This window comes from Paenibacillus sp. FSL R5-0623, from assembly GCF_037974265.1.
Classification (GTDB): Bacteria; Bacillota; Bacilli; order Paenibacillales; family Paenibacillaceae; genus Paenibacillus.
The window spans coordinates 2,385,047-2,397,742 of the sequence record NZ_CP150233.1 but is presented as its reverse complement, the minus strand read 5'-3'; the positions used below and the strand labels follow the sequence as shown (position 1 = coordinate 2,397,742).

11 protein-coding genes are annotated in these 12,696 nt (G+C 47.0%); 1 reads left to right on the top strand and 10 read right to left on the bottom strand.

Features of this window, described 5'->3' with window-relative positions:
* Positions 1–25 precede the first annotated feature (25 nt).
* The 4 genes from dprA to MKY92_RS10970 form a co-directional block, all read right to left on the bottom strand.
* Entirely contained in the window at positions 26–1,156 is a 1,131-nt protein-coding gene (dprA, locus tag MKY92_RS10985; RefSeq protein WP_339300671.1) for a DNA-processing protein DprA, read from the bottom strand.
* Positions 1,157–1,399: 243 nt separating this feature from the next.
* A complete protein-coding gene (gene sucD / locus MKY92_RS10980) occupies positions 1,400–2,329 on the bottom strand; it encodes a succinate--CoA ligase subunit alpha (protein WP_074094556.1) in 930 nt (309 codons plus the stop codon).
* Between the two features lie 63 nt (positions 2,330–2,392).
* Positions 2,393–3,553: an ADP-forming succinate--CoA ligase subunit beta gene (gene sucC, locus MKY92_RS10975; protein WP_036609384.1), complete on the bottom strand. Its 1,161-nt coding sequence runs from the start codon at positions 3,551–3,553 to the stop codon at positions 2,393–2,395.
* Between the two features lie 243 nt (positions 3,554–3,796).
* A complete protein-coding gene (locus MKY92_RS10970) occupies positions 3,797–4,252 on the bottom strand; it encodes a MarR family transcriptional regulator (RefSeq protein ID WP_076208912.1) in 456 nt (151 codons plus the stop codon).
* Positions 4,253–4,733: 481 nt separating this feature from the next.
* On the opposite strand from MKY92_RS10970, the gene MKY92_RS10965 reads away from it, so the two are divergent.
* Positions 4,734–6,344, top strand: a complete 1,611-nt coding sequence (locus MKY92_RS10965; RefSeq protein WP_339300670.1) for a YifB family Mg chelatase-like AAA ATPase — start codon at positions 4,734–4,736, stop codon at positions 6,342–6,344.
* A 239-nt stretch (positions 6,345–6,583) separates the two neighbouring features.
* Here MKY92_RS10965 and MKY92_RS10960 read toward each other — a convergent pair whose 3' ends face one another.
* From MKY92_RS10960 to MKY92_RS10935, 6 genes are all read right to left on the bottom strand, one after another.
* Positions 6,584–7,135: a nitroreductase gene (locus tag MKY92_RS10960; RefSeq protein ID WP_221824188.1), complete on the bottom strand. Its 552-nt coding sequence runs from the start codon at positions 7,133–7,135 to the stop codon at positions 6,584–6,586.
* 284 nt (positions 7,136–7,419) lie between these two features.
* The gene (locus MKY92_RS10955; RefSeq protein ID WP_339300668.1) at positions 7,420–8,643 is read right to left on the bottom strand and encodes a carboxypeptidase-like regulatory domain-containing protein; all 1,224 of its coding nucleotides are present in this window, start codon (positions 8,641–8,643) and stop codon (positions 7,420–7,422) included.
* Between the two features lie 543 nt (positions 8,644–9,186).
* Positions 9,187–9,585 (bottom strand): YraN family protein, encoded by a 399-nt coding sequence (locus MKY92_RS10950; protein WP_339300667.1) that lies wholly within the window; start codon positions 9,583–9,585, stop codon positions 9,187–9,189.
* Positions 9,579–9,890 (bottom strand): EscU/YscU/HrcU family type III secretion system export apparatus switch protein, encoded by a 312-nt coding sequence (locus tag MKY92_RS10945; RefSeq protein ID WP_036609395.1) that lies wholly within the window; start codon positions 9,888–9,890, stop codon positions 9,579–9,581. Before MKY92_RS10945 ends, MKY92_RS10950 begins: the two co-directional genes overlap by 7 nt.
* A complete protein-coding gene (locus MKY92_RS10940) occupies positions 9,887–11,914 on the bottom strand; it encodes a DNA ligase (RefSeq protein ID WP_339300665.1) in 2,028 nt (675 codons plus the stop codon). The genes MKY92_RS10945 and MKY92_RS10940 overlap by 4 nt, the downstream gene beginning before the upstream one ends.
* Before the next feature lie 60 nt (positions 11,915–11,974).
* A complete protein-coding gene (locus tag MKY92_RS10935) occupies positions 11,975–12,676 on the bottom strand; it encodes a ribonuclease HII (protein ID WP_091017327.1) in 702 nt (233 codons plus the stop codon).
* Between the last annotated feature and the right edge of the window lie 20 nt (positions 12,677–12,696).

Here is a 12,696-nt window from a genome sequence, read left to right as displayed (position 1 = left end):
ACGCACTACGTAGGTTGTAGCTTCGTCATACCCTCGCGTATTTAGTGCCTGGTAATTGGCTAATCTGCTTTTTTATGATTAAAGATAACAGAACTGAATGCAAATGTCCAAAATCCCAACCAAGCAGCTCAACCATTTGATCCAATGATTGTTCTCCCTGTTCCAACAGATAAATCACACGTTGTTCATCTGTAGAGAGCTTAACCTCAGCGAATATCCCTCGCCCGGAAGGCTCGGTTGTTTCGGTCGAACGTCCTCTATTGTAAGGAAGTTGTTCTGCATTTGGCAAGCCCAATCGATACTCTTCCAACACATCTGCTGCACAAGTGACCAATTTGGCCCCTTGACGGATAAGATTGTGTGCTCCCCGACTTTTCGGCGATGTAATAGGTCCAGGGACTGCAAATACATCCCTGCCTGCTTCAAGCGCAGCATCTGCTGTAATGAGTGAACCACTGCGAATGTCAGCCTCAACAACCAATGTTCCCAATGTCAGACCGGCAATGATTCGATTCCGTTCCGGAAATAATCCCTGGCGCGCTCTCGTACCTGGTGGATATTCCGACAAAAGCAGCCCCGTCTCCGCGATTCGCTCAGCGAGACTTGTATTTTCGGGTGGGTATATATGATCAATCCCTGTTCCGAATACGGCAATCGTTTTTCCTTTTGCACGTAGTACTGCCTCATGACATACGCTATCAATACCGCGGGCAAGCCCGCTTACAATCGTCAGTCCTGCATTGCATAATTGCTCTGCCAGCTTTTCTCCAACTTTGCGCCCATACACGGTTGGCATACGAGTTCCCACCATGGCAATAGACGAATTGTGTAGCAAACTAACATCCCCTCGAGCATACATTACCCAGGGAGGCTGAACGGTTTCCTTCATTAATATGGGATAATTCTGATCCAGATAAGTAATAACCTCTATCCCCTGATTGTAAACGTGTTCTCTTTTACTCTCAATCCAGTCGATAGTAAATTGGCTAGCCAAACGTGCAGCCTGATCTTTGCGCAAGCCTGCTGCGACCCAGTCGCTTTCCCCATAATTCAATAGATCGGGTAATTCATGTTGTCCCAGAATCAGTTTCGAGATTGTTTTCTTGCCAATGCCCTCCATCTCATGCAACCCAAACAAGATCCATCGTTCTTCCATACCATAAACCTCCCAAAGCGGGAAGAGATCTTCCCTCATATTGTGTGTTAAGTGACCACGGAATGCAAGCGTTTACGCAGATGAGGGACAATTCCTCCCCCTTTTCCCGTAAAAAAACGCAAAAAAGCAACCCTTCGCCCTGTTCAAGGACAAAAGGTTGCTTACCTTTTCCGTAACCATAATAGTCGGTCTACCAGAAATAGATCATTTCCGAGCCGTTTCTTCTATTATAACGAAAAAGAATTAATGTGTCGTGCACAAATTCAAAATACCGCGTTCCTCAAGTACACTCACCAAAGTTGAACCCATCTCAGCAGGAGTTGGTGCTACTTTGATTCCACATGATTCCAGCTTCGCAATCTTCTCTTTGGCTGTACCTTTACCGCCAGAGATAATAGCGCCAGCATGGCCCATCCGTTTACCTGGAGGCGCTGTTACGCCACCGATAAAGCCAACAACCGGTTTGGTCATGTTTTCCCGTACCCAATCTGCAGCATCCTCTTCAGCTGTACCACCAATCTCACCAATCATGATGACCGCATGAGTCTGTGGATCTTCATTGAACCGTTTGAGGATATCAATGAACTCCGAGCCTTTTACAGGGTCTCCCCCGATTCCTACAGCAGAAGATTGTCCAATACCACGTGTCGTCAGTTGATGAACGGCTTCATAGGTAAGTGTTCCACTACGGGAAACAACGCCTACGTGCCCTGCCATATGGATATAACCAGGCATGATACCGATTTTACATTCTCCTGGTGTAATGACACCTGGACAGTTTGGTCCGATCAGGACAGTATCTTTACCTTCCATAAAGCGGTCAACCTTGATCATGTCAAGAACCGGAATACCTTCTGTAATACAGATGACGAGGTCCAGCTCAGCATCAACAGCTTCCATAATGGAATCTGCTGCAAATGCAGGAGGAACGTAAATGACGCTCGCTGTTGCGCCTGTAGCTTCTTTCGCTTCCTGCACAGTGTTGAACACCGGCAGACTAGCTACTGTACCGTCTTCCAACGTGATATCCACATTAGTTCCGCCTTTACCCGGTGTAACTCCGCCTACCATCTGGGTTCCGTAGTCCAATGCGCCCTTCGTGTGGAACATTCCCGTTGAACCCGTAATGCCTTGCGTAATGACTTTTGTATTTTTATCGATCAAAATACTCACGTTGCTTCACATCCTTACGGTTATTTTTCAATTCCCGGACAGCTCCGGTACTAAGGAATGAACTTATTTTACGAGGGCAACAATTTTCTGTGCACCATCGGCCATGGAATCAGCAGGAACGATATTCAGGCCAGATTCACCCAGAATACGTTTGCCAAGCTCCACGTTAGTTCCTTCAAGACGAACAACCAGCGGTTTGGTCAGGCCAAGCTGCTTCGCGGCTTCAACAACACCATTGGCGATAACATCACAGCGCATGATGCCACCGAAGATGTTAACAAAGATCCCAGCTACTTTGGCATCGGACAAGATGATCTTAAATGCTTCAGTCACCTTCTCTGTTGTTGCACCGCCCCCAACGTCAAGGAAGTTGGCCGGGTCTCCACCGTAGTATTTGATAATGTCCATCGTTGCCATCGCAAGTCCCGCACCATTGACCATACAGCCGATGTTGCCATCAAGTGCTATGTAGCTGAGGTCGTATTTGGAAGCTTCGATTTCTTTTTCATCCTCTTCATCCAGGTCACGCAGTTCCAAAATGTCTTTGTGACGGAACAGGGCGTTGGAGTCAAAGTTTAATTTCGCATCTAGCGCGATAACGTTTCCATCTCCGGTAACAACGAGAGGATTGATCTCGGCAATAGAGCAATCTTTTTCGACAAATGCAGTGTACAGCGCGAGCATGAACTTAACAGCTTTGTTCACCAGTTCATTCGGAATCTTAATGCTGTAAGCCAGTTTACGGGCCTGGAACACTTGCAATCCAATAGCAGGGTCAATAATTTCTTTGAAAATTTTCTCAGGTGTAGCTTCAGCTACTTCTTCAATCTCAGTGCCGCCTTCTTCGGAAGCCATCATAACTACACGGCCTGTGGCACGGTCCACAACAACACCCACATAATACTCTTTTCGGATATCGCATCCTTCTTCAATCAGAAGACGTTTCACTTCTTTGCCTTCTGGTCCAGTCTGGTGTGTTACCAATACTTTGCCCAGAATTTCGGAAGCATAGGCACGAACTTCATCCGTACTCTTCGCCACTTTTACGCCGCCGGCTTTACCCCGGCCACCTGCGTGTATTTGCGCTTTAACAACAGTCACCGGACTGCCCAGTGCCTCTGCGGCCGCAACCGCTTCATCGACTGTATAAGCAACCTTTCCGTTTGGAACGGTAACTCCATACTGTTTCAGTACTTCTTTTCCTTGATATTCATGGATATTCATTCTCGAATCCTCCTATCAACATGACTGCAACAAGGCGGGTTGGTAGACTAACAAAAGACAAATGTTGACTATTTTCACTTAAACCCAATTCATTGTAACACGTTTTTAAAACGCTTTCCTTAAAAAATTAATGGTTAATAGACAGTATTTTGATATGAGTATGATCCCATATTGTGAATGCTTGGGTATATATGGAAAAAACCTCAGCTAAAAGCTAAGGTTTCCTTGATCTAAAACTACATTTTATTTTTTGGCTGCGTTCGTGTTGGTTTGGTGAACTTTCTCCAGCAACCCTTTGAACTGACCCAGCAAAGCTTCAAACTCTGTACTGTTCAAACACGCATCTCCCTGAATGGATTCAGGTATGGACAATGCCTTGTTCCGCAGCTCACGGCCGGAGTCGGTTAATGTAATTAATACTTTTCGTTCATCCTGAGCAGAGCGTTCGCGATTAATAAGTCCTGCTGACTGCAACCGTTTGAGAAGTGGTGTCAACGTTCCCGAATCGAGATAGAGTGCCTCCCCGATCTCCTTAACCGTACATTCTTCACGTTCCCACAATACCATAAGAACCAGATACTGGGAATATGTTACGCCAAGTACCTCCAGATAAGGCTGGTACATCTTCGTAATCTCACGTGAACAAGCATATATGGCAAAGCATAATTGGTTATCCAGCTTCAAACTGTCAGTCTGCATATGTCTTTCTCACCTGCCTATTGTGCAATCTATTCCTAATAATACAGGAACTATAGATCTATACTATCACAAAATAGAAAAAAAACAGAATAATTGAGCACAAATGATTTTACTTTTCAATTTAATTAGGATAAATTAGATTGTGTAAAATATAAATACGAATGGATGACCCGTAAGCACATCTCATAATTTGATAAAAGTATTACATAAGGTCCATGGAATACATTCGCGTTTTCTCGGGCCAAATTTGATAATCATAATGAAAGTTTAATACGTAACCATTTTCGCCAAAACTATTTAATGATTTCCTTCCAAAAATAAAATTCAGGGATCAGGTAAGATGACTACAGCAATGAGAATGACAGGTTGACTCCATGATTCCTTTTATATAAAATGCTTAATAGAAGCTGAGGAAGCACCTTAATTCGTAGACTGGCCCGTATTATGCGGAGTCAAGAATCGAGTGAGGTGTTTCTTTGTCATGTACGGAAAATTGCACAGTGCGTGTTTGTACGGAATTGATGGTGTTCTGATCGAGGTGGAGACCGATTTATCCAATGGTCTGCCGCAGACATCCATCATCGGTTTACCGGATTCAGCCATTCGTGAGGCCGTTGAACGTGTCCGTGCAGCGATTAAAAACTGCGGATATCAGTATCCGTTACAGCGGATCACAATCAATCTGGCCCCCGCTGATCTGCGCAAGGAAGGATCTTCCTTTGATCTAGCCATTGCTATCGCTTTACTCATGACAAGCGGCCAGCTTGTACTTCCTCCCGAGGAACGGACACTAGTGGTTGGCGAACTGGCGTTGGACGGTTCGATCAGGTCCGTGCCCGGCATTTTATCCATGGTGGATCTGGCCAAACGACAAGGCTTTACTTCCGTGCTCCTGCCTTTGGATAACGTAGAGGAAGCGTCACTGATTCGAGGTATCCAGGTGTTTGGCATTCGACATTTACAGGATATTGCTCCGGAAAACCCAGATCAACCCGCTAGTTCAGTGGGAATACCCAATAATTCAAATGCAGGAACAGTTGTGTTGGAAAATTATGCACACCTCGCTGTGCCTATAACGGATAAGACTCATAAGATGGCGGATAGGAAGCTGAGACAAACACCATTATTTGCAGATGACTATAGCGATGTTCTGGGGCAGCATCATGTAAAACGCGCGCTTATGATTGCAGCAGCAGGCATGCATAATATACTGCTCGTTGGACCGCCAGGCACGGGCAAAACGATGTTAATCAAACGTTTGCCCTCCATCCTTCCTCCTTTGTCAGAAGATGAAGCGTTGGAAGTCACCAAAGTATTAAGTGCCGCAGGCAAATTGAAAGAAGCGCCTCAAGGCCTGATTGCAGACAGACCCTTTCGCTCCCCTCACCACACGATATCCACCTCTGGTCTGATTGGAGGTGGTGGTATTCCAAAACCGGGTGAAGTGAGCCTTGCCCATCGGGGCATATTGTTTCTGGATGAATTACCTGAATTCCAGCGTCAAGTGCTGGAGGTATTAAGGCAGCCGTTAGAGGATCGCACAGTGACAATTAGTCGGGCTCGCGCTGCATTCACCTTTCCGGCCCAATTTATGCTCGCATGTTCCATGAATCCCTGTCCCTGCGGATATTTGTCCGCTCATTCGGAGGAACAACGATGCATATGTAGTCCAGCCCGTGTTGCCGCATACCGAGCCAAAATTTCAGGACCACTGCTGGACCGTATTGATCTTCAGGTTGAGGTTCCTCCACCAGGCGAGTGGCGCAAGTCTGCTGCTTCCCCTTCCTCTGAAGAAATGCAGGCAAAAGTGATCCACGCTCATCAAATTCAGGCTACACGTTATGCCCAAAGTTCGGTTCGTTGGAATAGCCAGCTTTCCGGCACGCTTTTGCGACGAACGATCCATCTCCCCCAAGAGGCAGAACAACTGTTAGAGCAAACGCTGCAAACGTTAAACCTGAGCATGCGTGCACATGATCGCATTATCAAGATGGCACAGACGATTGCCGATCTGGATCATGATGGTGAAATTGTGACAGCTCATGTGGCTGAAGCCATTCAGTATCGCCAACTGGATCTTAATTTATTTTGAAGCTATTTTAGAAGCATATGGAGGAAAAAACAGGCCGATTTACCCAAAGCAGTGAAACGGCATGAAACTGTAAACAGCAGAGGAAGATCGAGAAGAATTCCTTATGCAAATTCTACAATGCGGATACGCCAACACGACAAAAAACGTACAAGCCCTTCTCTTCTGTGAAGAAAGGTACTTGTACGTGGATTTCCCTGAAACATAAGGGATCGTAGATAGCTAAGGTTTTTAATAATTTATTATTCGAAAAGAGTGAGTTTCTCCTTAGCTGGTGTGCGTTCTTTGGCAGAAGGAATAACATCAGGGTATCCCATATAAATCATACCTACAATCTTCTCTCCCGCCTCTATTCCAAGCGATTTGCGGAATTTGGGAGCGTACAAGAATGGCTTAGTCACCCAGAACGTTCCAATGTCTTCACTCCAGGCTGCAAGCATAAAGTTCTGAACCAATGCACTGACCGCAGCGAAGTCTTCGTCCCAGATATTCTGTCTTGGATCTTCTTCCAGCACAACAAGCATAACGGATGGAACTTGCATAATATTGGGTGAGAATTTGTTGTCTTCTCCCATTTCTGCGTCAATAGCCTCCGCCAGTTTCTTCCGTCCATTCCCGGTAAACAACAAAAATCTCCAAGGTTCACGCAGTTTATGGTTAGGAGCCCAGACTGCCGTATCCAGCAATTCTATAATCTGCTGTGTAGGAACAGCTTCTTTTTTGAATTTTTTCACCGTACGACGGTTTTGAATCGCATTTCTGACTTCATTTGTTGTTTTCGTAGCTTTACTCATCGGCCGTACCTCCCTGATTATTATATGATTTGTAACCCTACGATGGGTTACGGTCTGGAACAATTCGTTTATGACAAATCAAAGATTAAAACTCCAGATTACATCCTTGATTATACACCCTTCTGTTCACGAGATTCAAAGGAAAGGCGTCGACTCCTAGGGCTACAGGTTAAAAATGGTAAAGACGGCTCCGACATGATGATCTACCGAGGGCGATCATCATGTCGGAGCCGTCTAATTAGATTAGCATCTTATACAAATCACACTATCACATCAATGATGAATCAATATGAGCCTGCGCCTTCAAATGTGCCATTAACAAAATCCATTTTGTTGTACTTCTCTTGGTTACCTGCAACATCTGTACTATAGTACTCTACCACTTTGACATCAGGGGCATAAAACTTGACGGGTCCCTCATATGTTTCCCATGCTCCCCCATTGATTCGATATTGCGTTGTTTTTACACCCGAACCTTTGACTTCGTCCGTTGCCTGAAGTCTGAATGTAAATCCTTTGATGTATATTTTCCCGTTCACAGTATCTGTAATAGGAACTAATCTGTACTTGGTTACTGGAGGTGTAATATCTGCATCTGTCTTAAGTACGATATTAAACGTATTATGATCTCCTTGTACGAGGGTAACGTTCTGAGTAGATTTTAAGTATCCTGCTGCTTCCCCCGTTATTGTTCTGGTGCCTGTTGGCACGCGCTTTATGAAATAATTTCCTTGAGCATCCGTTGTTGTTGCCGAGCCTCCGGCATTCACTTTAGCTCCACTTACTGGATTGCCCGCCTCATCTACAACCTTTCCCCGTACGTGTGCTGCTTCTGTCAAAACAACATCCCATTTTATGGTTTCTCCCGCCCAAAGTTCTAACCGATCTTGTTCATAAATCATATAATCTGCAGAATCTACCTTGATTGCAATGTTTGGATACTCAAAATCAATGCCCGTTACCATATATATGCCTCTTTGATTTGTTTTTACGGGCTTGCCGTACAAAGCGGTTACTGAAACTAACGCGTCAGCCACAGGCTTTCCTTCCTTATCTGTGACTGTGCCCACAATTGTTGATGGTTCATAAATATAAAAATTAATGGTTCTTACTTTGTCCGCTTCTAAAGACTCACTACCTCTATGATTGTATAACAGATAACCTTCTGCCTCTACAGTAAAATCCATTGTGAAATAATCTTTTGAGTTGGGGAGTACCACGTCAATACGATAATTTCCATTTTCATCACTAACTACACTCCCAGACTGTTGTTCAGCTCCATCACCATAATGATGTAATTCATACGATATCTTTGCATTTTTCACATTCATTCCTTCACTTATAACTTTTCCTACAAAACCGGAGGGCCGACTCTGGTCACGACTCGATAACTTAAAAGTATCGTTTTCTTTGGCTGCACTGACAATTCCAGTGTGCATTACACTAAACAAAACAGAAACTAAAAATAACACTACAGAACGAGCTATCCATGGGGAACGAATGGACATAACTAAAACCTCTCCTCATCCAAATTAGTTAGTAAGATTGTTTAATTCTTTAATTCGTTCTTTTTCTAGCTCACAAGTAATTCAAGCTTCCAAAATTCTCCATCCCAAACATATTGCCAAATACCCTGCCCACCATTCATGGTCTGGCTAACATCCATTACTTCCATCCGCGGCCACTCCCAGACTCTTTTCACTGTGTTGTTCGAAGTTTTCTGAAGCTCTTCCATACATCCCACCAACCTCTCTTTAATTTTCAACGCTCTTATTTTATTACAAATGATACAATTTGTATCTAAAAATTCCTGAAATAGACTGATTTTATTTTGTTGCTATATGATTAGTTTTGTGCTTTCTTTAGTTGAATCAAAAAAAGCCGCCGTTCCTGTGTAGAGAGAAACGGCGGCTTTAGATCCAACTGCTTACAAAACAAAATCGGATGCATGAAAAAACACAATAAAACTTGTACTTTGAGAAGAGCTATAGAGTCACACCGAAAAGATACGTTTCGTAACTTACAATACAGTAAAAATTTTAGCGTACACCTCAAAATGCATTAACAATATGATTTACGGAGACAATTTCTCCCGCTTGATCAAGCATCACAGCAATTACATCAAAACGGATCTGAAGTTCCGTCTCTCCCGTCATTTGCAAATACACGGATGCGGTTGAACGCACCTGCTGCATTTTACGCATATCAACCGATTCCTGAGGTGTACCGTATTGAGCGGCTCCACTTCTGCTTCTTACTTCCACAAAGACAATCAGGCCCTCGCAGGAAGCAATGATGTCAATCTCACCGCTACGGCAACGCCAGTTCTGTCTAATGATCCGATAATCGTGCTCTCGCAACCATTGACAGGCAGCCTCTTCACCTAATCGGCCTTTCTGCTGTCGTGTGAGCTTCATTCCTGGCTCCTGACCCAATCTACGTTCTACCATGACTCATTTTCCTCACGTCCTGAGGCCATGCGATCTGCACGGTAGACGTACGTTAGCACCTCTGCGACCAGTTGATACAGTTCTGCCGGAATCTGTTCATCCAGATCCAACTTGGAGAGTACCTCCACAAGTGCTGCATCCTCCTGAACAGCCACGCCGTTTTCTCTGGCTTTATCCAGAATGGCTTCTGCCACTTTGCCGCGCCCCTTAGCTACAACAACAGGCGCTTCGCTCTCTCCAGGGACATATTTTAGGGCAACCGCCTTTTTGGAGAGCAGGTCCGGTTGTGACGACTCGTCTTTCATACCTTCAAGTCCACCCCTTTGTATCGTTCAGGACTATAGTCCGAGGCCCTCGTTTTTCGTTCCGCGCACGGCTCCTGGCCCGCAGGCCACGGTTCCGCCTTGAAGGTCAGCAGTTGATAGCCAAGCTTGTCCATTGCCTGATGGATTACCTCTCGTCCACTCTCCAGGAGCGGTCTCATTCCTTCGCGATCATTCAATACACGCAGACTGACAATGTTATTAACCACATGGACATCTACCAGAGTAGGCCCAAGACTTTTCATGTCCAGATCAAACCATAGACGGCAGTTGGACGCATCCAGCTCTCCACGAGGTCCACGACGTGATTGAATCTGAACCGACGCCGTTTCTTCCCCGTCCGGTCCAGTGATCGGAATAAACCAGTGCATCTGTGCAAAAGTAGCACTGCGATCTGTCGTCAGCAATAACTGCTGACCTGTCAGATACTGCACGGCCTGTCCGGCGGCATCCTTAAGCGCCGCTGGTGCCCCTTCGCTGCTGGCAAGCTGCAGCAGCAAACCCTTCAGCGTGTCCGCATTCGCCGGACTCGCCGCATCCCCCACGCGCGGCTGCGCTACCGCGCCGTGAACGGCCTGCTGCTCGTGCTCCGCACCGAGCAGCTTCAGCACGCGCCCTACCCACGGGTCCCCCTCGTGGGTGACAGGCGCGTGCACTGCCGCAGCTCCCGCAGGTGCTGCGGCACTACCGCCAGCCGGCGGCGCATCAGCGCCGGCTGGCAACGGCTGCGGCACGCCTCCGGCAGCCGTAGCCGCCTGGCCGCCCTGCGATGCAGGGGCGGCCAGTGCTGCCGCACCAGGCTGTGCCGGTGCGGCAGTGGACGCGCTGCGCAGAGCGTCCAGCAGCGCCAGCAGCTTGGGCGCCAGCTGCGCTGCCGTAGGCGCTACTGGCGCCGCCTGGCCTGCTGCGGACGGAGTCCCCGCAGCAGCAGGCGTTTCAGCGCGGCCGTCAGTCCGCCCGGCTGCGCCTGTTTCAGGCTGGCCTGCACTTGCACGGCCAGCCACAGATTCTGTAGCCGCCCCCGGTGTTCCCTGGCGGCTCCCAGCTTGCCCCGCGTCAGCCCCGCGCGGGCTCTCGCCAGGTATTCCGGTTCCAGACGGAATACCGGCACCTCCTTTGCCAGCCGTTTCAACGTTGCTGGCAACTGCCTTTGCCCCGGCTTCAGCATTTCCTGTGCCTCCGACAGTCTGCATGTTTCCTTTCACCGCAGTACCTGCATCCTCTGCCCCACTATCAGTCATGGATATAGATCCTGCCAATGCCGCTTGTCCTTGTTGCGTTGACAAAGTAGGTGTTCCGGTTCCAGTCACCTGACGACTATTGCCTGATGCAGCCAGTCCTTCTTCTGTCTGTGATGCATTCGGTACTACAGGTGCACCAGCCATGACTGCTGGTTTCAACGTACCAGATTGTTCTCCAGTCAGTACCGGTTTACCTGTTGTTTGTGTCAGCATCGTTTCCAACTGATCAGCCAACCCGCTTAACAACTGATGCAGAGGGGGGCCAAACACCGTCTGGTGTAGTCCTTTTACTGTTTCCGCCGTAACCGGAAGGCCACGCTGAAAAGCAATCCCTGTCGCCTGCACCCATTCTTCCACAGGGACCTGTGCAGGTTTGGCAGTCATCATATTTTGAACCATTGCCACATTATCTTTCGTTAGCGGCACTCCGCTACGCTGCATGGCAAGCAACAGTTCCCGGTTCCCTTTTGTATCCGACAGTCCTACATCCTTAAGCAGGTTGTTCAGCGAAGCTTGTGGCAGCTCAGCAAGTGTACCCGTCATAGGTTTCATTACCGTTATGCCATTTTCACCTGGAGGCTGCACTTGAAGCAACGTGGTCTCACCCGGACGGAGTGGAGTCTCCAACTTGGCGCGCACTTGCACACCTTGAATCTGCAGAACTGCTTCTCCCCCATCATCGGATACACTAACGACGGAGCCACGAACCACCTGACCTTCCTTTAATTCAAGCGGTTTGGCATTGCCGGGCTTACTGTCTCCCATTAACCCCTTTATCATGGAACCGATATTCAAATCTCTCCCCCTCCTTTCTTCAAACCTGTGTTAAAACAAAGATTGCTGCTCTCCAAGCAGGTTGCCCAGAAAACTGCGCCGATGCATCGGGGTTGCCCCCAATGCCATAATTTGCTCCCGATGAACTTTTGTTGCATATCCTTTATGTATCGACAAACCATATTCCGGATATAACGTATCCCATTCTTCCTTACACAGCCGATCTCGCGTTACCTTGGCAATAATAGATGCCGCTGCGATCGATTGACTATTAGCATCCCCTTTAATAATGGACAGTTGAGGTACATTCACATCCACCTTCTCGGCATCCACCAGCATATAATCAGGAGTTTCTCCCAATGCTTCAACCGCACGTTTCATCGCAAGTCTCGCAGCCTGCTTGATGTTAAGCCGATCAATTGTCTCTGCATCCGCGTACCCGATACCTACCGCCAGCGCTTTTTCCATAATGATGTCATATAATGCATCACGTTTTTTCTCCGTTAATTTCTTGGAGTCATTCACGCCTTCCAGAATGAGATCCTTCGGTAAAATAACCGCCGCTGCGACAACATCCCCAAACAAACAGCCCCGTCCTACTTCATCAATGCCAGCAATACGTTCAAATCCACTGTCCCAATACTCCCGCTCATAGAGCAACAGATCTCGAGGTTCACTGGCTTCTTTTTTCTTCTTTGGTCCAATCGGGGTATCCAGTAGATTCAACCCGATCTCTTCATTATTTTCAAACATAATACTCATCTCCTCTACCC

Excerpts from the sequence above, each read along its gene's own strand:
- dprA (WP_339300671.1), bottom strand. The coding sequence starts at position 1,156 with ATGGAAGAACGATGGATCTTGTTTGGGTTGCATGAGATGGAGGGCATT.
- sucC (WP_036609384.1), bottom strand. The coding sequence starts at position 3,553 with ATGAATATCCATGAATATCAAGGAAAAGAAGTACTGAAACAGTATGGA.
- MKY92_RS10970 (WP_076208912.1), bottom strand. The coding sequence starts at position 4,252 with ATGCAGACTGACAGTTTGAAGCTGGATAACCAATTATGCTTTGCCATA.
- MKY92_RS10965 (WP_339300670.1), top strand. The coding sequence starts at position 4,734 with ATGTACGGAAAATTGCACAGTGCGTGTTTGTACGGAATTGATGGTGTT.
- MKY92_RS10960 (WP_221824188.1), bottom strand. The coding sequence starts at position 7,135 with ATGAGTAAAGCTACGAAAACAACAAATGAAGTCAGAAATGCGATTCAA.
- MKY92_RS10955 (WP_339300668.1), bottom strand. The coding sequence starts at position 8,643 with ATGTCCATTCGTTCCCCATGGATAGCTCGTTCTGTAGTGTTATTTTTA.
- MKY92_RS10950 (WP_339300667.1), bottom strand. The coding sequence starts at position 9,585 with ATGGTAGAACGTAGATTGGGTCAGGAGCCAGGAATGAAGCTCACACGA.
- MKY92_RS10945 (WP_036609395.1), bottom strand. The coding sequence starts at position 9,890 with ATGAAAGACGAGTCGTCACAACCGGACCTGCTCTCCAAAAAGGCGGTT.
- MKY92_RS10940 (WP_339300665.1), bottom strand. The coding sequence starts at position 11,914 with ATGGGAGACAGTAAGCCCGGCAATGCCAAACCGCTTGAATTAAAGGAA.
- MKY92_RS10935 (WP_091017327.1), bottom strand. The coding sequence starts at position 12,676 with ATGTTTGAAAATAATGAAGAGATCGGGTTGAATCTACTGGATACCCCG.